The sequence below is a fragment of the Bacteroides sp. AR20 genome, from assembly GCF_964250605.1.
GTDB lineage: Bacteria > Bacteroidota > Bacteroidia > Bacteroidales > Bacteroidaceae > Bacteroides > Bacteroides uniformis.
In genome coordinates, this window is the sequence record NZ_CAXUGK010000002.1 from 1 (window position 1) to 26,577 (window position 26,577).

Below are 26,577 nucleotides of genomic sequence, written 5' to 3' on the forward strand. Positions count from 1 at the left end.
CTATGACCTCGTTTTTACCACAAAGATAGTCGCGGTCTTGACTTTCTTATTTACCGGGCGTAAAAAATCTGTTTTTTTATATACCTTTGTAACTGAAACCTTAAAAACTACCCGAAAAGTGCGAACGTTTATCATCCGGCTGCTTCTTGTTTCAGTAAGCATGATTGCTGCAACCCTGCAGGCGCAGAACATCACCTTCAACCATCTGACAACCGACGACGGTCTGTCACAATTCTCCGTGAACAGCCTTTACATCGATGAAAACGGTGTCTTATGGATTGGAACCCGAGAAGGCTTGAACCGTTATGACGGAGAAGACATACAAACTTACAAGCTGCAGAAGAACGACCCTTACAGCCTTTTCTGCAACACCGTGCTGCGCATGGCCGGCAACCGTAACGGAAAAATCTACCTGCTCTGTACGGAAGGAGTAGCCGAGTTCAATCTCGCCACCCAAAGATTCACCACCCTGCTGCAAGGAAATGTACACAGCATATATTACAAAGAGGCCCTTTTCATCGGAAAACAGAATGAAATCTACCGCTATAACGAGCAGACCGGGAACTTTGACCTCTATTACCAGCTTCCCGGAAAAAGTCTGGAAATCTGCTGTATGCATCTGGACAAAGGACAAATGTGGATTGGAACGACCACCGACGGAGCATACCGCCTGCAACTGGACAAGAACGAGCTGACCCACCCCATCCTGAAAGGCAACATCACCAGCATATACCAAGACAGCGAAGGCGAGTTATGGATTGGCAGCTGGGAAGAAGGGCTGCACCATGTAAAGACCGACGGAACCATCGAAATCTTTGAATACGACGCAAAGAACCCTTACAGCATCTCTTCCAACTTCGTGCGAGCCTGCTGTGAAGACAATCTGGGAAACATCTGGATTGGGACATTCAACGGATTGAACCGGTATGACAAAAGTACGGGACTCTTCCAGAACCACACTGCCAGTGATGCCCAGAGCGACGGACTGACACACTCTTCCATCTGGTGCATCGTAAAGGACAACCAAGGAACGCTGTGGCTGGGGACCTACTTTGGCGGCGTCAACTACTTCAACCCCGAGTACGAGATATACAGCCGCTATATGTATTCGCCCATCGAAAAGAAGGGGCTGAGCAATCCGGTTGTAGGCCGCACCATCGAAGACAAGGACGGCAATCTGTGGATTGGCACCGAAGGGGGCGGACTGAACTATTACAACCGCCGTACCCGTGAGTTCAAATGGTTCCGCCCGGAAATCGGTCCCAACAGTATTTCCCATAACAACATCAAGGCTCTCTATTATGATGCCTCCAAAGACATCATCTGGATAGGAACCCATCTGGGCGGACTGAACAGACTGGACATACGCTCGGGGCGATTCACACACTACCGCATGGAAGCAGGTAATCCGGAGACCTTGCCTTCCGACATCATCCGCGATATCGCGCCTTACCAAGACCACCTGGTGATAGCCACCCAAAACGGAATCTGCCTCTTCGACCCTGCCAACGGGAAATGCCAACAACTGTTCCAGGACAGCAAAGAAGGCAAAAAAATCAAGATGGTGGCAGATGTCACTTTCGACAGCAACGGTACGCTCTGGATTGCAGCCACGGGCGAAGGTGTGTTCAGCTACCGTTTCGATACCGGCAAACTGACCAACTACCGCCATGATACTGCCGACCCACACAGCATCAGCAACAACAATGTAAACAACATTACCCAAGACAGCAAAGGCAATCTGTGGTTCGCCACTTCGGGCAGCGGACTGGACTTATACCGCCCTGCCAGCAACGACTTCGAGAACTTTGACCAAGCGAAGAACGGCCTTTCCAGCGACTGTATCTATGAGACGGAGGAATCCCCCACCAGCGGCAAACTGCTGCTCATCACCAACGAGGGCTTCTCCATCTTCGACTACCGGCAAAAGGCATTCCTGAACTACAGTGCCGAAAACGGTTTCCCAATGACTGCCGTCAACGAGAATGCCCTTTGCGTGACCCGTGACGGAGAGATATTCCTGGGAGGCACGCAGGGAATGATTTCTTTCCATGAAATGGAGTTGAACTTCACGCCGAAACCCTACAAAATCATCCTCTCCCGCCTCATTGTGAACGGAACGGAAATACAAGTGGGAGATGAGACCGGTATCCTGCAGCAAGCCTTGTACTGCACCCCCGAGATTACGCTCAACGCTGACCAGTCCATGTTCAGCATAGAGTTTGCCACTTCAAACTATGTAGCCGCCAACAAAGACGACATCATCTATAAGCTGGAAGGCTTCTCCAACGACTGGAACAGTGCCCGTGGACTGCACAACATCACCTATACCAACCTGAACGCCGGAACCTATAACTTGATTATAAAGCCCAACGGAAAAGACGAGAGCCTTTGTCCGCAAGTCCACCTGACCATACACGTGTTGCCTCCCTACTACAAGACTCCCCTTGCCTATCTTATCTACCTGATAGTGACGGGAATCCTGCTCTGGTATCTGGTGCGTACCTACAAGTCCAGAATCAAGTTGCGTGAATCACTGAAGTACGAACAGAAGCACATCCGTGACGTAGAGGCCCTGAACCAGTCAAAGCTACGTTTCTTCACCAACATTTCCCATGAATTCCGCACCCCGCTGACACTCATCGTGGCCCAAGTGGAAACGCTGATGCAACTCCAGAACTTCACGCCTGCCATATATAACAAGGTACTGGGCATCTACAAGAACAGCATACAGCTACGGGAACTCATCACCGAGCTGCTCGACTTCCGCAAGCAGGAACAAGGGCACATGAAGATAAAGGTAAGTCCACACAACATCGTGAACTTCCTATACGAAAACTATCTGCTTTTCCTGGAATATGCCAGCGCCAAACAAATCAGCCTCTACTTCGAGAAGGAAACAGACAGCCTCGAAGTATGGTATGACCAAAAACAGATGCAGAAAGTGATAAACAACCTGCTGTCCAACGCCGTCAAGCATACCAAGGCGGAAGACAGCATCACCCTCAGCATCAAGACCGAAGGCAGCAATGCCGTCATCCGCGTGACCGATACCGGCAGCGGCATAGATGCCCGGGAAGTGGACAAGATATTCGACCGCTTCTACCAGATAGACCAAATGGACTCTACAGATGCAAGCAAGACGGGTACGGGTATCGGCCTGGCATTGACGAAGGGTATCGTGGAGCTCCATCACGGCACCATCCGTGTGGAAAGCGAACTGGGCAAAGGTAGCAGCTTCATCGTAAACCTGCAATTGGGGAACGCACAGTTTGACGAAGAGCAAATAAATAAGAATGCAGACAGTGTGCAACAAATAGAAATTCCCAAACCGGAAAACGATGCCCTGCTCAAGGCGGAGCTGGAAGAGAGTGCTCCCATCAAACGACTCCCGGATGCAAAAATCCTGATAGTGGAAGACAACGACTCCATCCGCGACATGCTGGCAGGTATCTTCAAGCCCTTCTACGAAGTGCTGACTGCGGCCGACGGAGCGGAAGGACTTGCACTGGTGCGCAGCGAAATGCCCAATATCGTAGTCAGCGACGTGGTGATGCCCAACATGTCGGGAACGGAACTGTGCAAACAGATAAAGAGCGACTTCAACACCTGCCATATTCCCGTGGTACTGCTCACGGCACGTACTGCCATCGAACAGAATATCGAGGGACTACGCATCGGTGCGGACGACTATATCACCAAGCCGTTCAACACCAATCTGCTGATTTCGCGCTGCAACAATCTGGTAAACTCGCGTATTCTTCTGCAGGAGAAGTTCAGCAAGCAACCACAGGCTTTCGCACAGATGCTTGCCACCAATCCCATAGACAAGGAGATTCTGGACCGCGCCATGACAGTCATTGAGAAACATCTGGACGATACGGAATTCAACGTCAACGTCTTTGCACGTGAAATGGCAATGGCACGCACCAATCTGTTCACCAAGCTGAAGGCTATCACCGGGCAAACTCCGAACGACTTTATCCTGACTATCCGCCTGAAGAAGGGTGCCCTGATGCTGCGCAACAATCCGGAACTGAATATCACCGAAATTTCGGACCGGATAGGTTTCAGTTCTTCACGCTATTTCTCCAAATGCTTCAAGGACATTTACCACGTCAGCCCGCTGGCCTACCGCAAAGGAGAGAATGGAGGAGAGGAAAGTACGGAAGACAGTGAAGAGACATCTTAATATTGTACATCAAGCCATCGCATGACACGGTTTGTACTTTTTCTCCCCTCCCTTGTACTTCCTTATACACCCGATTCCACAAAACCTCTTACCTTTGACCTCAGAATTACAATCTAAAGTCAAAGAACTATGAAGCATTTTTCCCCCTTGTGGTCTCTGCTTCCCGGTGCAGCCCTGATAGCGGGATGCGGAAGCCAATCTAAAGACAAGACTTCGGAGCACTCTCCGCAGAAGCCCAATGTAGTATATCTGATTGCTGATGACCTGGGCATCGGCGACCTGAGTTGTTACGGTGCCACCAAAGTAAGCACTCCCAACATCGACCGCCTTGCCGGACAAGGCATGCAGTTTACCAACGCTTATGCCACTTCTTCCACCAGCACCCCTTCCCGCTTCGGCCTGCTGACAGGCATGTATCCCTGGCGACAGAAGAATACCGGCATTGCTCCGGGCAATTCCGAACTCATCATCGATACCGCCTGCGTCACTATGGCCGATATGTTCAAAGAAGAAGGCTACGCCACTGCAGCAGTGGGCAAGTGGCACCTCGGCCTGGGTCCTAAAGGCGGTACAGACTTCAACCACTCCATCAAACCGAACACCCAAGACATCGGCTTTGACTATGAATACATCATCCCCGCTACCGTCGACCGCGTTCCCTGCGTCTTTGTAGAGAACGGACATGTAGTGGGCCTCGACCACAACGACCCTATCACTGTGAGCTACGACCACAAGGTCGGTGACTGGCCCACCGGTCTCGAAAACCCCGAACTCGTCAAGATGAAACCCAGCCAGGGGCACAATAACACCATCATCAACGGCATCCCCCGCATCGGCTGGATGACCGGCGGCAAATCCGCCCTTTGGACAGACGAAGACATTGCCGACGTGATTACAGACAAAGCCAAGAACTTCATCACAGCCCATAAAGACGAACCTTTCTTCCTTTATATGGGTACGCAAGATGTACATGTTCCCCGCGTGCCACATCCGCGTTTCGCCGGCAAGAGTGGTTTGGGCGTACGTGGCGACGTCATCCTCCAGCTGGACTGGACCGTGGGTGAAATCATGCACACTTTGGACAGCCTCGGCATTGCCGACAACACCATTTTTGTATTCTGCAGTGACAACGGTCCCGTCATAGACGACGGCTATCAGGACCAGGCACGCGAACTGCTGAACGGCCATACTCCCATGAAGCACTACCGCGGTGGGAAGTACAGCGCTTTCGATGCCGGTACCCGTATTCCCTTCATTGTACGCTGGCCCAATGGCATCAAACCCGGCAAACAACAAGCCCCCTTCTCCATGATTGATGTATACGCTTCATTCGCCGCCCTGCTGAACCATCCGCTGGAAGCAGGCATCGCTCCCGACAGCCGCGACCAGCTCAACAACTTCCTGGGAACCGATACTGCCGGATGTGACTATATTGTACAACAGAATCTGGACAATACACTCTCCATTATCCAAGGAGACTGGAAATACATAGAGCCCAGCGACAAGCCGGCACTGGAGTATTGGACAAAAATAGAAATGGGCAACGCCCCGCAGCCCCAACTGTACAATCTTTCCATTGATCCGTCCGAAAAAGACAATGTGGCAGAAGCCCATCCGGACAAGGTAAAAACGCTCTCTGCCCTACTGGAAGAGGTGAAGGAAGCAAAGAACCAAAGTGAAAGGGAATAAAAGTACAAGAGTGGTATAGTTCGCAAGTTTTGTACGAATTCGTACTTTTTGTGAACTATTAACCAATGCATTTGTATACTCCATCTCCTACATTTGCGATGTGATTCAACTCTAAAGTGAGTACAAAACGAAGAAGCAACCTTTATTAATAACTAATTAAATTAATATTTATGAGACAAAAAGTAACCTTTATGCTACTTGCAATGCTCTTCTGCTGTGTACTTGGTATACACGCACAGACCGGAGGCCAAGTAAGCGGTAAAGTTGTCGACGCCATGGGAGAACTGCCCGGTGTCAGCGTTGTTGTGAAAGGAACCACCAACGGAACTACCACAGATCTGGAAGGAAAGTTTGCATTGGGCAACGTAAAACCTTCCGACATCCTTCAATTCTCTTTTATTGGATACAAGACCCAAGACATCAAAGTAGGTGACCAACGGACATTCAATATCACATTGGAAGAAGATGCCCAGGCATTGGATGAAGTGGTTGTTGTGGGATACCAGGAAGTCCGTAAGAAAGACTTGACCGGTTCTGTATCCAAAGTCAACATGAGTGACTTGCTCAAGACTCCTTCTGCATCTTTCGACCAGACATTGGGCGGTCGTATCGCCGGTGTAAACGTAAGCTCAGGTGAAGGCATGCCCGGTGGTACGATGACCATCACTATCCGTGGTAACAACTCGCTAACACAAGACAATACCCCACTTTATATCATCGACGGCTTCCCGGTGGAAGATGCACGCGTGGCGGCTGCTATCAACCCGAGCGACATCGAATCGACTGATGTTTTGAAAGATGCATCGGCCACAGCCATCTACGGTGCGCGTGGTGCCAACGGTGTCATTATCATCACCACCAAGCAGGGAAAAGTTGGCAAACCACAGCTCAGCTATGACGGCAGCTTCGGTATCTCCACCGTTACCAAAAAGCTGGACATGATGGATGCTTACGACTACGTAAAACTGCAACTCGAAGTAGATCCCACCCGTGCCATCGAAAAATACCTCCCTCTATACGAAGGTCACCAATGGACACTGGACGACTACCGGGGTATTGCCCAAAACAACTATCAAGACGAAATTTTCCGCACAGCATGGCAGCAAAATCATAATGTTCGTCTGTCCGGCGGTTCGGAAGGTATACGCTACAATGCATCCCTTTCTTATTACGACCAAGATGGTATCCTGCTCAACTCCAATTACGAGCGCCTGCAAAGCCGTCTGAATACTTTGGTAAAACGCGGTAAGCTGACCATAAACTTCAACTCCAACTTCTCTCGTTCCATCCAGAGTGGTTCATCTCCTTCCTCAAGTTCTTACTCTGGTATGAACAACCTTTTCTATAGCGTATGGGGATACCGCCCGGTTAACTATCCCGGCAAGTCTCTCGATTCTTTATTGAACGACCTCGTGGATGACGATGTGGATGCATCAAATGACTATCGTTTCAATCCCATAGCCGACCTGAAGAACGCCTACCGCAAATACTACGTCAACAACCTCCAGTTAAATGGTTATGTAGAATACGAGTTTATCAAGGGATTAAAGCTAAAAGTATCCGGAGGATGGACTTACGACAACCGTCACACCGACACCTTCAATAATTCCAAGACCCGCTACGGTGGTCCTACTTCTACCGACAAAGTGAATGCAGAAGTAGTACGCCAACAACGTCTGACATGGCTGAACGAAAACATCCTGACTTATCAGACCAACTTCAAAAGCAAACACTTCTTGAACGCACTGCTCGGTGTAACATTGCAGAACTCTGACTATGAATATTATTCATTACGCATGAAGCAGATTCCCAACGAATCACTGGGCATGGCCGGTATGAGTCAAGGCACTTTCGACAAAAGTACCTCTACCTTGTCTTCCTGGTCTATGCTGTCTTATCTGGGACGTGTGAACTATAACTACAAGTCTAAATATTATGCCACAGCCTCGTTCCGTGCAGACGGTTCCTCCAAGTTCAGTAAGAAGAATCGCTATGGCTACTTCCCTTCAGGCTCACTGGCGTGGAGCTTCTCCGAAGAAGACTTCATGAAGGATTATAAGAAATGGTTTTCAAGTGGTAAAATCCGTCTGAGCTGGGGTCTTACGGGTAACAACCGTATCGGCGAATATGACTACCTTGCCTTATTGGACATGATTAAAAGCCATGCCACCACCAGCATGACCAACACCGTATATCCTTTCGACGGTAACAACGGAAATGTCGGTGTAGCTCCTATCTCTCTGCCTAATGAAGATTTGAAATGGGAAACTACCGAACAGTGGAACTTAGGTCTTGACCTGGGATTCTTCGATGAACGCATCAGTTTCACCGCCGACCTATACCGTAAGACTACCCGCGACTTGTTGCTGGATGCCACCCTTCCCTACTCTTCAGGTTATCTGACAGCCATGAAAAACATCGGTAAAGTACGCAATGACGGTATTGAATTGACGTTGAACACCGTGAACATAGACAGCAAAAACTTCAAGTGGAGCAGTAATTTCAATATTTCCTTCAATAAAAATAAAGTATTGGAACTTGCCGAAAATCAGACTAGCTTGTTGAGTACCGCCAGATTTGACCAGAACTTCAACAGCCAGCCCAATTATATTGCCAAAATAGGACAACCAATGGGTATGATTTACGGATATATCTACGAAGGTACCTATAAATATGATGATTTTGACAAAAGCGGCAGCAGCTACACGCTGAAGGGTAACATTCCCCACTACGTAAGCGAAAGCAATACACAGCCCGGTATGCCCAAGTACAAAGACTTGAACGGTGACGGCGTCATAGATACCAATGACCGTACCATGATAGGACGCGGTCTGCCCATCCATACCGGTGGTTTCACCAATAATTTCGAATACAAAGGCTTCGACCTAAGCGTATTCTTCCAATGGAGCTACGGCAACGATGTACTGAATGCCAACCGCCTGTTCTTCGACAGTGGCTTCCAGAAGAAACGTGAGTTGAATCAATATGCCAGCTATACCGACCGTTGGACACCGGAAAACCCGAACAGTAATATTCCGGCAGCTACCAACTCAAGTTCCAATCTCGTGATTTCTTCACGCGTAGTAGAAGACGCTTCATTCCTGCGCCTGAAAACTGTGACGCTGGGCTATACCGTACCCAAGACTTTCTTGAAAAAATATAAGATTGACAACGCACGCCTTTACGTAGCTGCACAAAACCTTTGGACTATTACCGGTTATTCCGGCTACGACCCCGAAGTATCTATCCGTAGCGGAGGCTTGACTCCGGGCCTTGACTTCTCGTCTTACCCACGTGCACTCTCCGTAAGTTTCGGTATCAACTTAGGTTTCTAATCCCACTAAAACACTGGAATATATATGAAAACAATAAAAACAATTATATTATCTTTCGCTTGTCTGGCAATGGCATCTTGCGATTTCCTGGACAAAGAACCGACCAAGCTGACTCCCGACAATTACTTTAATAATGCGGAAGAAGCTCTCTCATTCCTGACCTCTGTATACGCTCCACTGACCTCACAGAACTTCTACGGAAACGAGTATATGTTCATGACGGGTGCCGACGATTTGTCCCACTACGGTGGCGGTCGTAATCCGCAAACCAGCGGTGCCATTGCATGTAATAATGCCAATTCAAGCTCACCACAGTTCAGCAACCTCTGGCAAACACTTTATACCGGTATCGACCGTGCCAATACATTCTTGGAGAACATAGATAAGACGGATGACATATCCGACAAGTTGCGTCTGCAATATGCATCGGAAGCACGTTTCATGCGTGCTTACTACTATTTTACGCTCGTACAAGGCTGGGGAGACGTTCCTTTCAAAACCACTTCGACAAATAGCGTGACCGGGCTCGATATTCCCCGTACAGACAAGCAGACTATCTATGACTTCATCACCACTGAAATTTCCGAGTGTGCCGAAGGGCTTGCCACAGCTGCAGAACTGGGTTATAAGCCAGGACACGTTTCACGTTCCGCAGCATGGGGTATCTTGGCACGCGTTTATTTATTCCGTGCCGGCGAGCACTTCCGCGACAACACCAGTGGAGACGCTACAGCCATTCAAAATTATTTCAAACAAGCCAGCACATACGCACAAAAGGTAATGGGCGAAGGACATAGCCTGACAGCCAACTACTGGGACGTATTCATCGACCTCTGTTCTAACCGCTACAATACTACAGCCAATGAAAGTATATGGGAAGCCGAATTCGCCGGTGACTATACTTCCGAAGTAAGAGCGGAGGGACGTATCGGAAACCTGATAGGCATCAAATGTCCGGACCAGTCTACCGACCAATCCCTGCTGGATGCCAAAGACCCCGGATTCGGTTATGCCTACTTCTGGTCGACTCCTAAGCTGTATGAGCTCTACAAGGCGAACGGCGACATCAACCGCATGAACTGGAGCATTGCACCATTCGAATATGTAGAGGCCGTGAGCAAGAAAGGCATTACGGGACGCCAATTCGAGTTCGGCAAAATGGAAGAGGTGAAAAACCAGTACTGGGATGTATCCTATAGCTACGGTCAAGGTGACGCTGCCAAAAAGACCGGCGACTACGAAAAGAGTGAAGCCGACTCCGAAAAGAATTACTCACGCGCTTGCGGAAAATACCGCAGAGAATATGAGCTTTACGGGTCGAAGAAGAACAAGAACTACACCTCTATCAACTTCCCGTTGCTACGCTACTCGGATGTATTGCTGATGGTGGCCGAAGCTGAGAACGAAGTCAGTGCTTCTCCCACTACACTGGCTTATAAATGCTTGAACGACGTGCGTAACCGTGCCGGTATCGCTCCCTACGAAGAAGGCAGTCTCAGCAAGGAGGCCTTCCGCCAGGCAGTAAAAGACGAGCGCGCTATGGAACTTTGCTTTGAGTATACCCGTCGTTACGACCTCATCCGCTGGGGTGAATATGTAAAAAACATGAATGAGCTGGCTCCCCGCGCCTTGCAAGGTGCCAATGCCAATTGGTCTACAGGACCCAATTATAGTGTCTACACTTTTTTCCAGATAACAGATGCTTATAATTACTTCCCGATACCGGATAGTGAAATGTCTGTGAACAAAGCTATCACCCAAAATAATCTGGGTTGGTAATCGAGTGAGTGAAACAAGGATAATCATTCCAAATAAATGAATAATATTATGAAACTAAATAAACTATTGATAGCTGTCAGTATCGCAACCTTCGCCCTTGCTTCCTGCGAGAGTGAATTTACTAAAGATGCCGAACTGAATGTAAACGTGGCAACCGGAGACGGTGTAAGTTTCGACGGCCAGACCATTACCGTAAAAAGTGGAACTCCAGTAGAGTTCCATTTCAACGGCGATCCGGACTTCCTCACATTTTACAGCGGTGAGGCCGGAAAAGAATATAAATATAGAGAACGTACCACAGTGGACGAAGGAGAAGTAGAAACTTCAACTTTAAAATTCAAGCTGACTCCACAATATGGAAAACCGGAAAACATACTGACCATGTATGTGTCTGCCGACTTCCCCGGACTGGAGAAAGGCAACTTTGAAGTAGACTCCGTACTGGTGGAACAGCACGCTTGGGAAACCCTGATTCCGGCAGCCGACTTCCCCGCTACTCCAAAGGCACAAGATTTTGAAGTGGACATGAAGCCCTATTTAGGCAAACGCATCGCTGTGGCCATCTGCTACCGGGGTCAAGACAAATCGGCCACACAATCCAGATTCACCTTCGGCAATATGCAGATTGTGAACAAGATGACCAACGGACAGGAAACGGCTTTCACCGCCAACTCGTTCGGCTTTACCCCCATCAACATGTTACACCGCCACAACCTGAGCGACCAGAAGGGTATGACCTCTAACCGTGCCTATGGTACAGTTACCAATAACACCTCCGGTATCTGGAATTTCAAAGATATGAATGCTTTCTTCATTCACAGTTCCAGTGCCAACACCGAGTTAAAATACAGTTGGCTGGTGTCCAATCTGTTTGTGGTCAATGCATGTTCCCCCGATGCAGGCACCGGATTGAAGAATGTTACCCAAAGTCTTGACTCTTACCAATACACTTACAACGCTCCCGGCACCTATACCGCTACCTTCGTAGGTACCAACGGCAATTACAAGCAAGAGTCTTCCGTGGTGCGCGAATACACGGTAGTCGTAACCGAGTAGTGAAGAAAAACGTACTATCAACACAAGACTTCTAACCTTAAAATTTTTTTATAGACCTTAATCAATTAACTTTGTCAGGGAGGAACCGCGAGGCTCTTCCCTAATTCATAAACACCCTAACATAACAAGTACCAACATGAAAACCCATAATATCAAAACCATTGCAGTAATTGCCTTGTGCATCATATTAGCAAATATTCATGCTCATGCTTCCGACTTTGAGACTATCTACAATCGTATGTATGAGAAGTACCTTGACCGGAACCCATCGAAAGAGACCATCAACGGACTGATTAAATCTCTTTCTCCCGAAGGTGCATTCGTCACCCTCAATTACCATGCCACCGACGGTTCACCCCGTAAGCATGTGCAGAACCTCATCACCCTGGCTTGTGCCTACCAACATCCACAAAACGCACTCTATCATAACAAAGCACTGAAAGAATCTTATCTCAAAGCACTCTGCTTCTGGGTAGACACCAACCACCAAGCAAAGAACTGGTGGTATCGCTACATTCCCTACCCCAAAGAGCTCTCTGTCAGCGTAGTGTTGATGAGCCGCGAAATCAATGAGAACCCGGAACTTTTTGACAAGGCCATCAAATACTTACGCTGGAGTTACGAGCATGCAGCTCCCTCGCACATGACGGGAGCCAACGGAGCCGACATCATCATGGGTTCGTTTGCAGCCAGCATCCTGACCAAAAACGAGGCGCAAATGGAAGACTTCAAAGAACGGATGACGCAACTGCTCACCATACAGTCTTCCGAAGGCATCCAGCCCGACTATCTCTTCGGACAACATTGCGGCCACGGGCGACAACTCTACTTCACCAGTTACGGCAAAGAGTTCGTAAACTCAACCTTAGCTTATTTGGAACTCTGCAAGGATACCCGTTTCCAAAGCCCCGGACTGGAATTACTGCAACGGCTCTTCACCGACGGCGTACAATGGATATTCTACAGCAAACAGCACGACCCCAACAATGCAGGGCGGTTCATCAGTAGCAACCAATACTCTTCTGCCATAAAAACATTGGCCGAGAGAATCTACAAACTAAGCAGTTCCGATGTCCGCAACAGCATGAAGCAGGCACTGCAACACATCAGCGGAGACAACAGCCTGACGGGAAACCGCATGTTCTGGCGCTTCGACTACATGGTGCATCGCCGCAACAATTACATGACCAGCTCTCGCATGACCTCTACCCGTACCGTAGGCAACGAAGCTGGCAATGGTGACGGTGAATTCAACTATTATGCCTCCAATGGAGTAAACTATCTTTTCGTCACCGGACGAGAATACAACGGAAATTTCTTCAAGATATTCAATAACCGCCAATATCCCGGTATCACCGCCGAACAAGACAATGCCCCCCTGCCCATCCCCGATTGGGGTGAAGGCGGCAATAATGGAAACAGCTTTGCCGGAGGTGTCAGCGACAGCCTTTACGGAGCCTGCGGCATGATGCTGGACCGCCACGGATTGCAAGGCCACAAAGCCTGGTTCTACTTCGACGACGAATATGTATGTCTTGGGACAGGTATCCGCAACCCCGAAGGAAAAGCCGAAGTATTTACTACCCTCAACCAATGTAACCGCGACGGAAAGGTGCAGTACATGGTGAACGGAAAAACACATACTCTGAAGAATGGTTCCGTGCAGACTGCCACAGACTGGGTGCTTCATGGACAGACCGCCTACGTCAATCTATTGCCCCAAGCCGAATACCGGATAGCTTGCGACACAGCATTGTTCAGTCTGAATACCAATCACGGTATCCGCCCGCAACGAGGAGAATATGCCTACCTGGTACATCCGGGAATCTCGACCGTATCAACCGTCGCAAAATATGCCGCAGACCTGCCGATAAAGATACTTGCCAATACGGAAAAGATACAAGCCGCACGCCACGAGAAGCTGGGAATAACGGAAATCATCTTCTACCAGCCAGGAGAACTGAGACTTGAAAATGGTGACATCCTTGCAACAGATACCCCTTGCGCCCTCTTGTGGAAGGAAAAAGAAGAGAAAATTCATGCTGCAAACCCACGTTGCGAATCGAAAAACCCCGGAAAGATAACGATAACCCTAACCCAAAGCGGGCAAACCAAACAAATATCGTTCGAGATGCCGCAAAAAGAAGAAGCCGGAAAGAGCTGCACGGCTCCCCTTTATAGGAATTAGAGGAGTTTCCTTTGAATTGAAAAAGCTATGGTTACTTTAGACCGGAAGTAAAAATGTGTATCTTTGCAGCCATGAACGAGAACATACTACCCATCCACTTCGCCCCGCTGCAAGGCTATACCGATGCCGTCTACCGGCGGGCGCATGCACGCATATTCGGCGGCATAGAGACCTATTACTCTCCTTTCGTACGCATGGAGCACGGAGAAATCCGGCGGAAAGATGCCCGTGACATCGGTCCGGAGAACAATCCGGGCCTGCATCTTATCCCCCAGCTCATTGCTCCGGATACGGACAAGCTGGAGCACATAATGTCCCTTTTCATCGAAAAAGGATACCGGGAAGCGGACATCAATCTGGGGTGTCCCTTCCCTATGCTGGCGCGCCGCCACAATGGCTCCGGCATGTTGCCCTATCCCGAAGAAGTGAAGGCGCTGCTCTCCGAAGCCATCGACCGGCATCCCGACATCCGTTTCTCCGTGAAGCTGCGTCTGGGTTGGGAGCAGGCGGAGGAGTGTCTTGCCCTGCTGCCGCTGTTCAACGAGCTTCCCCTCGCACACATCATCCTGCACCCACGTCTGGGTAAGCAGCAATACAAAGGGGAGGTAGACCTGGAGGGATTCGAGGCTTTCTACAAGGAGTGCACCCATCCTCTGTTCTACAACGGCGACCTGCATACCGCGGAAGATATCCGTTCCATCGCCACACGGTTCCCCCGATTGGCAGGTATCGTCATCGGCCGTGGGCTGCTCGCCAATCCTGCCCTGGCGCTGGAATACAAGCAAGGAACCCCGGTTTCTTCCGATGAAATGGCGAAAAAGGTGGGACAACTGCACACCGAAGTGTTCAACAGCTACCGGGAGCTACTGCAAGGAGGAGACACGCAACTACTGACGAAAATGAAAAGCTTCTGGGAATACCTGCTGCCGGACGGAGACCGCAAGGCGCGAAAGACCATACACAAGACCACGAAGCTGGCAAATTATGAGGCGGCGGTAAGCAATCTGCTCGGAATGTATTAAGCCTTTATTTCCGTATTTTTTACCATCCATACTCCTATCTTCCGACATTCCTTCCACCCCCATCCAGAACACCTTCTGAAAGGGGGTACAATGAGTCAGGGACTGAAAGGCATTCAGTCCCTGAGTGAAAGGCTTTCAGTCCCTGACTGAATGACGTTCGTTCAGCGAGTGAAACAGAAAGCCTCAGCAAAGCACTCTTTTACAGAATACTTCTGTAAATATAAAAGATTAAAAAGCAAAGCTACGTTTTACCTTTATCTCTTCAGCTCCACGTCGAAACTTGCAGCATCCCGGCAAGTAAAGCGCAGCACAGTCTGATTCTTGTCTGCCGACAACACCTTGCAATAGGACGTCTCGGCAACCTTCCACTGTCCCTTCAAAGTAACGGTTACGGGAATCTCCTGACTCTCATTGTCAGTCCACGGGCGTGAATAGATACTGCGCTCAATACGTTTTCCGTCCTTATCGAAAGCCTCGTCACTCGGACCACGATACAAGGCCAGGTCGGGCTGGGAAACAGTCAGCAGAAGCTTGTCCTTATATTCGCGTATCATGACAAGGCACGATGTATCGGCTTTCTGCAACAATCCACCGTCGGGCAGAGCCTGCGGAGTCTCAAACAAGACGTAAGAAGTAAGACTGTCTGCCGGAGAACGCACAATGTGGGCGTTGCGGTCTTGCCGGAGAATCTTGTAAGTGGGTTTCTTGGCGAATGCCTTCAAAGCGGCGGCATCCGTGTGGGGCAGCACTGCATATTCGTAGGAAGCGCCTTTCGGGGCTTTGCCATGTTGCAATGTCAAGGACACCCAGTCGCCGGAAGTAGGCTTGGTGCTACGCTCGCCTACGGTCACTTGCGGGAAGTTCTTCTCATATCGGGCAGTAGGACGGGAAGCTTTGGAAATGTAATAACCTATGCCGTTGGGGTCTATATAAGTCTGTCCATCACTCTGATAGGACTCCCAGTACCGGCGGGTTTCGGGAGTGGTGGCGGCAAGCTGGAACACGGTGGTTTCCGTTGGATATTCGGTATTTAGGTTTTCGATGTCCGTACCGAGGCATACAATGGTGCCGTCGAAGAAATGGAACGACTTGCGGGCACGGTGAGAACCGTTATACTTATCATGTTCATGCAGCACCATACCGAAGTTACCGTTCAGATGTGCTTGGGACAAACCGCCGGCAAAAGCTTCGTCGGAATAGAGCATCTCCTCCATGCCGGAGAAGGTATCGACATTCAATACCCGGGCACGCAGCTGGTCGAAAGGCAAATGAATGCTCGTGACACCCGGAATACGATTCCAGTCGAAACCGGCCTCCTGCCAGCCACTGGTGGCAAAAGTAACCATTTCATCGGGTTTTCCGGTAAGAATCTGCATGCTGCCATGTGCCAGATAACGGCCATAGAAGTTGGCGGGGAGATAGTGCTCGGCAGCCCAGAGGTAACGGGAATGTCCGCGTACTACGGCAGCCCAGTTGCTGCGACGCTGTACGGATACACAACCGTAACCCAAAGCCAGATTGCCTTGCGGGTCGGGTTCCGGACGGAAGCCTTGGGCTTCGAGCAACTTCTTCATCTCCAATTCGTGGCAGGTAGAAGCCTTCGGCAGATAGTCGGGCGCATTCTTGTCCGGAGCTTCTGTATAGGCAACCAGGCGCAGATAGGCAGCAGCCATTTCGGGGTCATACTTCTGCTTGCCATCCGGCGTACCGGCAATGGCCATCGTGGCATATTGGATAGGTATCAGGCTTCCTCCCCCGTTGGGATGGCGTCCGGACATGGAGAGAGACCATTGCTTCAGATTGCAATAGAAACGCATGGTGAGAAGCACTTTCTTCACCGTCTCGTGTGCCTGCTCGGACAGACGGAACTCGGTACCACTCAGCAAGTAAATCATATTAGTGGCACCGTCCAGACCGCCCACTGCATAGGCAGGATAATTGTTGCAATGATGGAAGCAAGCACCGTCCGGCTTGAAAGAACCGGCCAATCCCGGCGCAGGAAGGCAGCCTTTGTCCAGCCAACGGGAGAAGGAACGCAGGTATTGCAGTTTCTCCGGTGTATCCTCCATAATCAGAATGCTGGCTATGCGGCCTTGCAACTTGGTGTTGAACGTATCTATATCAATACCGTTGACGGCAGGTTCGGGATATACCTCATTGGTGATGGCATACCAGTTGAGCGTACGTACCGCCTCTTCCAGCTTACCTGCCTCACGCAACACGTCCTTCATCAAGAAATAAGCCACAAACAGACCGCGCATACTATATCCGTAATGGTGGATATTCCCCCAGCAACTGCCATAGGCAATACCCTGGTCGGTGGCATTGTCGTACATGGCGATGAATTTCTGCTCCAACTCGTGTTTCAGCGCCGCATCCTCCGCATTGTTGTAGGCGATGGCGACGCGTTTCATCAGGTTGAAATAGTCGCTTATCTCTATCCCCAGTCTGGAGAACATATCTTTGTCCCAATCGGGTACCATACGTTCGTATGCCTCGGAGTGACGTACGAAATAGATAGGACGTCCTGCCACCTTGCCGTTCTTGTAGGTAATCCGATAAAAATCATACTTCTCACGGATGGACTGCATCTCCTTGTCCGAAAGTGCGGAAGGCGTGTAGAGCATGTTGCGGAAACGCTTCTCCATAATCCGTATATCCTGCTTCTGCGCCTCGGTCACGTCTGTCAAAGGAATGTCCGGTTTCCACAAGGAGTGTTCGTAGATAACCAGCCAGTGGTTGGTGGTTCCCTTATTTACAAACGGTACCTGCAAGTCGGCAGTCTGCTGGCGGGCATCCACCTTGCTGGCAGTAATCAGATGGTCGAAAAAGAGTTTCCCTTTCACATCAGGGGCTACAATGCGGATTTCGTCCATCCCTTCTTCCGGGGTGCCTTGCATATCGCGTTCATAACATACCCATGCTCCGCGCCAACCGGTGAAGTTGATGCCAAAAGGAAAAGAGGTGCATACCTTGCCGTCCTTCAGGAACTCGAACCGAATCTGCTTGTCCTGGGCCTGCTCATTGTACACCCATACGATGAAAGCCGAAAGATAGGTGTCTTTCCCCGTCGGGTCTTTCTTCTCAAACTTCAAGTCTTTTTTGATAGACAGTGCGGCACCCGGCTCGAAAGTCCAGCTCAAACTGTGGTCACCATCCCTATAATGTTCGTCGCTAATGCCCAACTGCGAACCAGCTGCCGTAGTGACAAACGCCGGAACCTGCTTCTCCTCAAAAGAAAGCAAGCGCTCATTCTTCACGATTTGTGCATGTACACTGCCCGGCAGCAACATGCAAACGAGCGCTACCGCTCCTATTTTCCATTTACTGAATTGCATCATGTCTGTTTATTTAAGGTTATCGATATTTGCTACTTGGAAATCTGCAAAACGTACGTGGTTCTGCCACAACCGTAAGGCGAAATAGCCGTCTCCTTTGCCATCGGCAACCGGTAAGCTGAAAAGCTCTTCACCATCCATGGCATAAGTGGTGGCTCCATTCTCCACACGGATTTTAACTTCATACCAATGGTTGGGCTTCAAAAGGTGGGCGGCATCGGTATACTCTTTCAAGATGGGTTTAATCTTTGCATCGTCCACTCCATAATACTCTCCATGGTATTCACGGAAACGCGTAGTTCCATTATCATTACCGCCGTAGCCCACATAGTAAAGGTCCAGCGTATTGTAATTCTTGAACTCGCCGTTGCGCCATGCACTGCGGGCAAAGAAGTCATCCGGATGCCGGGGGTCATCGGCCCCCCAAAAACAATTCAAGTCGCTGAGACGGTCGTAGCTACCATTCTCAACCACCACTTGTACCCGGTAGGTAATCTCATAGTTTCCCGTCAACCGTTCCTTATACCAAAGGGACAGCCCGTCCGGAGATACAATATCCATCGTATCGCCGATACATGTAATTTCCACTTTTCCGGAAGAATCCTCCACGACCCAGGCGGTAAGCCGGCAGGAAGCGCCCATCTCCATACCGGGGAGGACACATAAGAGAAGTTGCATCAAAAGAAGTTGTAACCGCATATTTCAATGTATTAGTACGGTACAAAGAAACCCCTCTTTTTGGAAAAAGAGGGGCATAAATCGTACAGAAGAAGGATAAAATAATGATTGAGGCGGATTTCTGCCCCCACTTCATCAAGGATGAAGTTCTTCGAAAGCCTTGTTTTCCTCTTGTACCGCCTGAATAGTTTCTTCCAGTTCATTGATAGGGAGATCGAAGTTGTACCAGTCGTTATAGCAGTCGGTGACATACCACTTGCCATCCGTCAGTTCAAAGACCACACGAAGGGAAGGTTCTGATTCATCATAGCCTGCTTCGAACTCTTTATGGGCAGGCTCATTGACAGTGAAGTGAGAAATATAGGTACCTCCCTCCTCTTCGGTAGTACGTCCTTCCTTCAGCGTTTCTTCGTCTAGCAATGCCCACTTCTCGCGGGTGAAGGGAAAAGTCTGTTCCGTCTCACCGTCATCCTTCAAGAGGGCGATGGGAGACTTCAAAGGAAACTTGATTCGGGAATACTGGAATGAAGCACTGGACGTGAATTTCTGGAGAAATGTCTTGAAATCCTCCTCTTCGGCAGCCAGACCATTGAGAGTCGTCAGCATGAGTGCCGCAAACAGACAAAAAACAAAGCGGATAGCCTTCATATACTCGGATTATTTTTCAATGCGCAAAGATAATATAAAAGTAATAAAATGCTAAGGCTATGGGGCGATAATTATTATCATCTATGTTTCAGATACTCGTAACCAAACCGGCAACGCAAGCAGTCTTTCTTGTCACAATATTCCTTTTGAAGTTGAAGCAGAGCCTGCGAATCGGCAGCGGTAGATACCGGCAAACCGGCACCATCCCAAAGTCGGGTTACGTGATTGTTTTCGGCCTTCAAGGATTCAAGGAAACGGGTGGCACGGTCACACAAAACGTCATCGGCCTTGTGCAGGCCATAAGCATAAAGAAACGGGATGACCGTATTGATGGCAATCAGATTCAAGGCACCGTCCCCTACCCGCTTTTCCCTCCGGGGTGAAACCTTTCTGAAATTGAAGTGCTCCTCCCAATACGCGGAAGTCTTGGCAGCCAGTATCTTCTTCACCGCCTCCAGCGTTTCAGCCTCCATAACACGCGAGAAGAGCGACTGCTCCTTGTGATACAGACAGGCAAGCTGGGCGAGGCGTACATGTGGAAAGTTATCGGGACGAAGACGCAGAAACCGCCACTGCTCAACAGACATGGGAGCTGGCAGCTCGAACTTGTGTTGCAGGTAGCGGAACTCTTTCTGAAGTATCAAATAATAATCATCTGCCTCTGCCGAGACCTCCTCCAGCAGGCCTGCCTGCCCCAGGAAGAAAGCCTCCACTTGAAACAGACTGTCCCGATGCTTGTCTACGGCGCGGAATGGAAGGCGGTTTGCCCATGCCTCGAAAGCATCCCCATTCAGCCCGAAGCCGAAGTTACGAGCAAGAGTAATGAAGAAAACATCTTCCCAATGATGATTGCAGCGTTCGAGCCGCTGGGATATGACGCATGCTTTCTGCTCAAAACGCTCTACCTGCAAAGCGGACAGCCAGGAATGGACGGTCAGCTTTGGGAGGGAGGCAAGGATGGAATAGCAGGGAGGATAAATCTCTGTCTGCCGAAGCTCTTCATAGCGCAAGCGGACAGTGTCGGGGCAAGTGAGCACCATCTGGGGAACCAGCTCACCGTTCGTGCGGTACACATCACAATTCGATTCGCCCACCACGTGCAGGATGACGGTATCATACGCCTTGTCACGGTCGTGCCTATGGAGCAGCCAGTCTGATGCCTGCGTATGCACTTCGACGTTGCCCACCCAGAGCGTACCGTCTATTTTCAGTTTGGCATTAAAAAAATCGGGGCCTGCATTCATGTTCGGCAAACCGGGATCTATCACTTCTACCGGCCGGCCGGAGGTTGTCTGGAGCAATGACAAAGGAAATATTTTGTGCTTCCAAACATAATGCAGTAGTTGTTCCATGTTAACAAGACGTTAATGTTGAGCACAAATGTAAGAAAAAGATTATCTTTGCGACCTATAGTTTGTTGATAAACTAAATAAAAACAGATAGAAACAATGAAAATCGCATTAATCGGCTACGGAAAAATGGGCAAGGAAATCGAGAAAATAGCCCTTGGCCGCGGACACGAAATTGTAAGCATCATCGATGTCGACAATCAGGAAGACTTTGAATCGGCAGCCTTCAAGAGCGCCGACGTTGCCATAGAGTTCACCAACCCCATGGTTGCATACAATAACTATATGAAGGCATTCCGCGCCGGGGTCAAACTGGTATCCGGCAGTACGGGCTGGATGGCGGAACATGGAGACGAAGTGAAGAGACTTTGTACCGAAGGCGGCAAGACACTGTTCTGGTCTTCCAACTTCAGCTTGGGAGTAAGCATCTTCTCTGCCGTCAACAAGTACCTCGCAAAGATAATGAACCAATTCCCTGCCTATGATGTGACAATGAGCGAAACGCACCACATCCACAAGATGGACGCTCCGAGCGGAACGGCCATCACGCTTGCCGAAGGTATTCTGGAGAATCTCGACCGTAAGGACAAATGGGTAGAAGGGACTTTCCAAGCTCCCGACGGAACCGTTTCGGGCTCTACGGAATGTGCAGCCAATGAGCTACCCATAAGTTCTATCCGCGAAGGAGAAGTACCGGGCATCCACAGCATCCGCTACGACTCCGAAGCCGACAGCATCACTATCACCCACGATGCCAAGAATCGCAGGGGATTTGCCTTGGGAGCTGTCCTTGCTGCCGAATATACCGCCAAGCACGAAGGTGCTTTGGGAATGAGTGACTTGTTTCCATTTTTAAAAGACTAAAACATCATGAGAAAAGCAACACGCACCCAATGGATTAAATTCAGTATAGTCACCCTGCTCTACCTTGCCTTTCTGGTTTGGGTAAAAAGCTGGCTGGGACTGATTGTACTACCCTTCATTTTTGACATCTACATCAGTAAGAAGATACCCTGGGGGTTCTGGAAGAAATCGGAGAATCCTGCCGTACGCAGCATCATGAGTTGGGTGGATGCCATCGTATTTGCGCTGGTAGCCGTCTACTTCGTAAATATCTATGTGTTCCAGAATTACCAGATACCGTCTTCCTCACTGGAGAAATCCTTGTTGGTAGGCGATTTCCTTTATGTCAGCAAGATGAGCTATGGCCCGCGCGTACCAAATACACCGCTTTCCATGCCGTTAGCACAACATACGCTGCCGGTGTTCAACACTAAATCGTACATCGAATGGCCCCAATGGGAATACAAACGTGTGCCGGGCTTCGGCAAAGTGAAACTGAACGATATTGTGGTGTTCAACTTCCCGGCAGGCGACACGGTAGCCACCAACTTCCAGCAGACAGACTTCTATACCCTTGCTTACGAAGAAGGAAAACGCGTGTATCCCAACAAGGTGAATATGGACAGCCTGACACGCAAGCAGCAACGTACTGTCTACGACCTGTACTACAATGCCGGACGTAATCTTATCCGTTCCAATCCGAGAATGTACGGTGACATTGTCATACGCCCCGTTGACCGTCGTGAAAACTATGTAAAACGTTGCGTAGGCCTGCCCGGCGATACGTTGCAAATCAAGAAAGGACAGGTATACATCGACGGTAAAGCCATCGAGAACCCTACAGAAATGCAGTTCAACTACTTTGTACAGACTACAGGTCCTTATATCACCGATGATATGTTCCGTGAACTGGGCATCAGCAAAGAAGACCAGACACTGATGACCGACGGTCTGGGCTGGGAAGAGAATCTGATTGAAATGGGATTGGACCGCCGGGATGCCCAGGGCAGGCTGGCACCGGTCTATCATCTTCCGCTCACCAAAAAGATGTACAAGACCCTTACGGGCAACAAGAAACTCATCAGCAAGATTATCATCGAGCCGGGAGAGTTCTCGGGACAGATGTATCCGCTGAACCTTTACACCAAATGGGACCGCAACAACTACGGCCCGATATGGATTCCTGCCAAAGGCGCCACCATCAAGCTGACCGAGGACAACCTTCCCATCTACGAACGCTGCATCGTTGCTTACGAAGGCAACAAACTGGAAGTCAAGGAAGACGGCATCTACATCAATGGTGAAAAGACCGACTCCTATACCTTCAATATGGACTACTACTGGATGATGGGCGACAACCGCGACAAGTCCGCCGACTCCCGTTACTGGGGCTTTGTGCCGGAAGACCATGTCGTAGGAAAGCCTATCGTAGTATGGTTGTCACTGGACAAAGACCGAGGCTGGTTTGACGGTAAGATACGCTGGAACCGGATATTCAAGTGGATGGACGGCATTAAATGAAAAAAGGGTGTAAGATAGCAATCACAATAGTTGGAGTGGCACTCGTCGTGGTGCTGCTTCGGGGTTGTGTGGCAACTTCCTATCTTATCCCCTCTTCCGGCATGGAGAACTCACTGTATCAGGGTGAACGTATTCTTGTAAACAAGTGGAGCTACGGTCTGCGGCTTCCTTTCATGAAGTTATGGGGATATCATCGCTGGGCGGACAGTCCGGTGCAGAAAGAGGATATTCTTGTATTCAACAATCCTGCCAATCTTTCAGAACCCGTGATTGACCGACGGGAAGTCTTTATCAGCCGTTGCATCGGTACTCCTGGAGATACCTTGCTGATAGATTCGCTTTTTTCAGTGATTCCTTCCGAAAAGAATGCACCCGACCAGAAGTTTCTTTATTCTTACCCCAGTCAACGGGAACAACAGTTGGATTCATTGCTTTCCATCCTTTCCATCGCTCCCAACCAACTATTGGGACAGGACTCAATAAAGAATATACGTAGTTTCAGCCGCTATGAACACTACTTGCTGGAACAAGCCATGAACGGGAATTGCTGGATAGAACCGATTGTCAAGGAAGACTCCATGGAGATGTTGAAACCTCTGATAATCCCCAGCAAAGGCAAAGCCATACGCGTATATCCGTGGAACAAGACTTTGTTGCGAAACACCCTGGTACTTCACGAAAAGAAACAAACCGAAATCAAGAACGACACCCTTTATGTGGAAGGCAAACCCGTGCAACACTGCCATTTTACCAAAGACTACTACTGGGTAAGTGCCAACAATGCCATCAATCTTTCGGACTCCCGTCTTTTCGGTTTCGTCCCCGAAGACCACATCATAGGCAAGGCATCTATCATCTGGTTCTCCAAAGAAAAGGGAACAGGACCTTTCAGCGGTTACCGATGGGGCAAGATATGGAAAAGAGTGGAATGACAAACAAATGAAAGAATAAAAATGAAAATACAAACAATGAACAGTAGCTTCAATCGTAAATCGCAAATCATCTAATCGTAAATATACTGATGAAAACAGTTTTTCTTTCTTCCGCCTATTTGGCTCCCATAGAATATTATACCAAATTGCTGGCATACGATAAAGTATTCATCGAACAGCATGACCACTATATGAAGCAGACTTACCGCAACCGCTGCACCATTGCCGCACCGGACGGCGAGTTGGCACTTTCCATCCCTACCGTAAAGCCGGATAGCCTAAAATGCCCGATGCGCGATATCCGTATCTCCGACCACGGTAACTGGCGGCATCTGCACTGGAATGCCATAGAATCTGCCTATAACCACACTCCTTTCTTTGAATACTACAAGGATGACTTCCGTCCCTTCTATGAACAGAAATATGAATTCTTAGCCGATTTCAACGAAGAACTTTGCCACCTCGTCTGCTCCCTGATAGACTTGCAACCGGATATGGCACGTACTACCGGATACCGGACTGAGTTTGCTCCGGATGAGACAGATTTCCGCGAACGCATTCATCCGAAAAAGGATTTTTCTCTGGAAGATACAGAATTCTCACCACAACCTTATTATCAAGTGTTTCAAGAGAGACTCGGGTTTCTGCCCAACTTGAGCATCATAGACCTGCTGTTCAATATGGGACCGGAAAGCTTATTGGTATTACAGAAGTCCATCGCTCTAAAATAAAAGACATGAAACCGAAAACAACAATACAATGGACGCTTGCATTCCTGCTTCTGGCATCTTGTATGCAAGCACAATCCATTTGGAACACAGCACACCTTGCAAATGTAAAGCACTCTATTCACGAGCCTTTCTATGCCACAACTTACGAGATATTGAAAGCGGAAGCGGACAGGTTATTGGACGCCCAGCCCCTTTCTGTCATGATGAAAGAAAAAACACCTGCCAGCGGTGACAAGCATGACTATATGAGCCAAGCCCGATACTATTGGCCCGACCCGACAAAGCCAAACGGCCTGCCTTACATCAACCGCGACGGCGTATCCAATCCTGAACTGAACAAACTAGACCGTAATCGGTTGGGAACAACAGCCGGCCGCATCACTACCCTGGCTCTGGTCTGGTACTTCAGCGGAGAAGAGCAGTATGCCCGGAAAGCCACAGAACTTATCCGCGTATGGTTTCTGAACAAAGACACCCGAATGAACCCCAACCTGGAATATGCACAAATGATACCGGGACACAATAACGACAAAGGTCGCTGCTATGGGCTGATAGACACCTACTCCTTCATAGAAATGCTGGATGCTGTGGCACTGCTAGAACAGTCAAAAGCATTTACTACCCAGGACAGCAAACAACTGAAGAAATGGTTTTCCAAACTGACCGACTGGATGCTCGCCAGTCCGCAAGGTAAGGAAGAAGCAGCCAGTGCCAACAACCACAGCGTAGCCTACGATGCCCAAATCATAGCTTTCGCCCTCTATACCGGTAACAAGAAACTGGCGCAGGAAATCATCAATGACTTCCCCCAAAAACGTATCTTCCCCCAGATAGCTCCTGACGGACGACAACCGCACGAACTGCAACGTACCCTTGCCTTCCACTACTCACAGTACAACCTGACCCACTTTATTGACATCATGCTGATGGCAAAAAATCTTGGAATCAAGCTGGATGACATCACCTCTACCGATGGACGTAACTTCTACAAAGCCATGGATTTCCTGGCTTCCTACGTCGGAAAGGGCCTCAGTGAATGGCCCTACCAGCAGATAAGCGGCTGGGAAAGCTCGATACAGAATTTCTGCAAAGACCTCTACCGTACTGCCGTCTACCTGAATCCTGCACGCAAAGACTACCTGAATCTTTATTATGCCCACCGTATCCTAAAACCGCATGACAACTTCAATCTACTGTATATACAAGCCACGGCATTGGACAACCCGATAAGGAAATAGCACTTTCTTCCGGACAACAAATGCATCTTTTTTGTATG

General features: G+C 49.2%; 15 protein-coding genes and 1 pseudogene. 12 read left to right on the forward strand and 4 right to left on the reverse strand.

The genetic code is table 11. From position 1 onward, the window contains the following. Nucleotides 1–118 precede the first annotated feature (118 nt). The 7 genes from ACESTD_RS01320 to ACESTD_RS01350 all read left to right on the forward strand — a co-directional run bounded on the left by ACESTD_RS01320 (nucleotide 119) and on the right by ACESTD_RS01350 (nucleotide 15,261). Nucleotides 119–4,192 carry a two-component regulator propeller domain-containing protein gene (locus ACESTD_RS01320; protein WP_005833836.1) on the forward strand — a complete coding sequence of 1,358 codons (4,074 nt, stop codon included), beginning with the start codon at nucleotides 119–121 and terminating at the stop codon, nucleotides 4,190–4,192. Between the two features lie 129 nt (nucleotides 4,193–4,321). Continuing rightward, nucleotides 4,322–5,881, forward strand: coding sequence for an arylsulfatase (locus tag ACESTD_RS01325; RefSeq protein WP_057087377.1), 1,560 nt, complete (start codon nucleotides 4,322–4,324; stop codon nucleotides 5,879–5,881). A gap of 191 nt (nucleotides 5,882–6,072) precedes the next feature. Next, nucleotides 6,073–9,216, forward strand: coding sequence for a TonB-dependent receptor (locus tag ACESTD_RS01330; protein WP_229076110.1), 3,144 nt, complete (start codon nucleotides 6,073–6,075; stop codon nucleotides 9,214–9,216). A 24-nt stretch (nucleotides 9,217–9,240) separates the two neighbouring features. Then, entirely contained in the window at nucleotides 9,241–10,995 is a 1,755-nt protein-coding gene (locus tag ACESTD_RS01335) for a RagB/SusD family nutrient uptake outer membrane protein (protein WP_057087374.1), read from the forward strand. A 48-nt stretch (nucleotides 10,996–11,043) separates the two neighbouring features. Beyond that, the gene (locus ACESTD_RS01340; protein ID WP_035447847.1) at nucleotides 11,044–12,051 is read left to right on the forward strand and encodes a DUF5017 domain-containing protein; all 1,008 of its coding nucleotides are present in this window, start codon (nucleotides 11,044–11,046) and stop codon (nucleotides 12,049–12,051) included. A 136-nt stretch (nucleotides 12,052–12,187) separates the two neighbouring features. After that, nucleotides 12,188–14,239, forward strand: a complete 2,052-nt coding sequence (locus tag ACESTD_RS01345) for a polysaccharide lyase family 8 super-sandwich domain-containing protein (RefSeq protein ID WP_057087372.1) — start codon at nucleotides 12,188–12,190, stop codon at nucleotides 14,237–14,239. 53 nt (nucleotides 14,240–14,292) lie between these two features. Next, a complete protein-coding gene (locus ACESTD_RS01350; RefSeq protein ID WP_035447641.1) occupies nucleotides 14,293–15,261 on the forward strand; it encodes a tRNA-dihydrouridine synthase family protein in 969 nt (322 codons plus the stop codon). Nucleotides 15,262–15,515: 254 nt separating this feature from the next. On the opposite strand, the gene ACESTD_RS01355 is transcribed toward ACESTD_RS01350, so the two are convergent. The 4 genes from ACESTD_RS01355 to ACESTD_RS01370 form a co-directional block, all read right to left on the reverse strand. Then, complete coding sequence (locus tag ACESTD_RS01355) at nucleotides 15,516–18,602, reverse strand: chondroitinase family polysaccharide lyase (RefSeq protein ID WP_373158644.1); 3,087 nt, start codon at nucleotides 18,600–18,602, stop codon at nucleotides 15,516–15,518. Between the two features lie 6 nt (nucleotides 18,603–18,608). Then, nucleotides 18,609–19,298 carry a DUF6250 domain-containing protein gene (locus ACESTD_RS01360; protein ID WP_005826049.1) on the reverse strand — a complete coding sequence of 230 codons (690 nt, stop codon included), beginning with the start codon at nucleotides 19,296–19,298 and terminating at the stop codon, nucleotides 18,609–18,611. A gap of 114 nt (nucleotides 19,299–19,412) precedes the next feature. Continuing rightward, on the reverse strand, nucleotides 19,413–19,925 hold the full coding sequence (locus ACESTD_RS01365; RefSeq protein ID WP_005826053.1) for a hypothetical protein: 513 nt from the start codon (nucleotides 19,923–19,925) through the stop codon (nucleotides 19,413–19,415). A 77-nt stretch (nucleotides 19,926–20,002) separates the two neighbouring features. Further along, the gene (locus tag ACESTD_RS01370; RefSeq protein ID WP_005826054.1) at nucleotides 20,003–21,277 is read right to left on the reverse strand and encodes a DUF2851 family protein; all 1,275 of its coding nucleotides are present in this window, start codon (nucleotides 21,275–21,277) and stop codon (nucleotides 20,003–20,005) included. Nucleotides 21,278–21,373: 96 nt separating this feature from the next. Here ACESTD_RS01370 and dapB point away from each other — a divergent pair, with 96 nt between their 5' ends. The 5 genes and pseudogenes from dapB to ACESTD_RS01395 form a co-directional block, all read left to right on the forward strand. Continuing rightward, nucleotides 21,374–22,138 (forward strand): 4-hydroxy-tetrahydrodipicolinate reductase, encoded by a 765-nt coding sequence (gene dapB / locus ACESTD_RS01375; RefSeq protein ID WP_057087365.1) that lies wholly within the window; start codon nucleotides 21,374–21,376, stop codon nucleotides 22,136–22,138. A 6-nt stretch (nucleotides 22,139–22,144) separates the two neighbouring features. After that, nucleotides 22,145–23,638 (forward strand): signal peptidase I, encoded by a 1,494-nt coding sequence (lepB, locus tag ACESTD_RS01380; protein WP_178682824.1) that lies wholly within the window; start codon nucleotides 22,145–22,147, stop codon nucleotides 23,636–23,638. Then, on the forward strand, nucleotides 23,635–24,570 hold the full coding sequence (gene lepB, locus ACESTD_RS01385) for a signal peptidase I (RefSeq protein WP_373158643.1): 936 nt from the start codon (nucleotides 23,635–23,637) through the stop codon (nucleotides 24,568–24,570). Before lepB (ACESTD_RS01380) ends, lepB (ACESTD_RS01385) begins: the two co-directional genes overlap by 4 nt. A gap of 89 nt (nucleotides 24,571–24,659) precedes the next feature. Then, nucleotides 24,660–25,301: a WbqC family protein gene (locus tag ACESTD_RS01390; protein ID WP_117703736.1), complete on the forward strand. Its 642-nt coding sequence runs from the start codon at nucleotides 24,660–24,662 to the stop codon at nucleotides 25,299–25,301. A 5-nt stretch (nucleotides 25,302–25,306) separates the two neighbouring features. After that, a pseudogene (locus ACESTD_RS01395) lies at nucleotides 25,307–26,524 on the forward strand (alginate lyase family protein); the annotation flags it as partial. Nucleotides 26,525–26,577 lie beyond the last annotated feature (53 nt).

What these genes read in the sequence shown, in the direction of transcription:
- ACESTD_RS01350 (WP_035447641.1), top strand. Translation starts at nt 14,293, where the DNA reads ATGTGTATCTTTGCAGCCATGAACGAGAACATACTACCCATCCACTTC.
- lepB (WP_373158643.1), top strand. Translation starts at nt 23,635, where the DNA reads ATGAAAAAAGGGTGTAAGATAGCAATCACAATAGTTGGAGTGGCACTC.
- ACESTD_RS01390 (WP_117703736.1), top strand. Translation starts at nt 24,660, where the DNA reads ATGAAAACAGTTTTTCTTTCTTCCGCCTATTTGGCTCCCATAGAATAT.
- ACESTD_RS01360 (WP_005826049.1), bottom strand. Translation starts at nt 19,298, where the DNA reads ATGCGGTTACAACTTCTTTTGATGCAACTTCTCTTATGTGTCCTCCCC.
- ACESTD_RS01335 (WP_057087374.1), top strand. Translation starts at nt 9,241, where the DNA reads ATGAAAACAATAAAAACAATTATATTATCTTTCGCTTGTCTGGCAATG.
- lepB (WP_178682824.1), top strand. Translation starts at nt 22,145, where the DNA reads ATGAGAAAAGCAACACGCACCCAATGGATTAAATTCAGTATAGTCACC.
- ACESTD_RS01365 (WP_005826053.1), bottom strand. Translation starts at nt 19,925, where the DNA reads ATGAAGGCTATCCGCTTTGTTTTTTGTCTGTTTGCGGCACTCATGCTG.
- ACESTD_RS01370 (WP_005826054.1), bottom strand. Translation starts at nt 21,277, where the DNA reads ATGGAACAACTACTGCATTATGTTTGGAAGCACAAAATATTTCCTTTG.
- ACESTD_RS01345 (WP_057087372.1), top strand. Translation starts at nt 12,188, where the DNA reads ATGAAAACCCATAATATCAAAACCATTGCAGTAATTGCCTTGTGCATC.
- ACESTD_RS01325 (WP_057087377.1), top strand. Translation starts at nt 4,322, where the DNA reads ATGAAGCATTTTTCCCCCTTGTGGTCTCTGCTTCCCGGTGCAGCCCTG.
- ACESTD_RS01330 (WP_229076110.1), top strand. Translation starts at nt 6,073, where the DNA reads ATGCTACTTGCAATGCTCTTCTGCTGTGTACTTGGTATACACGCACAG.
- ACESTD_RS01340 (WP_035447847.1), top strand. Translation starts at nt 11,044, where the DNA reads ATGAAACTAAATAAACTATTGATAGCTGTCAGTATCGCAACCTTCGCC.
- dapB (WP_057087365.1), top strand. Translation starts at nt 21,374, where the DNA reads ATGAAAATCGCATTAATCGGCTACGGAAAAATGGGCAAGGAAATCGAG.
- ACESTD_RS01355 (WP_373158644.1), bottom strand. Translation starts at nt 18,602, where the DNA reads ATGATGCAATTCAGTAAATGGAAAATAGGAGCGGTAGCGCTCGTTTGC.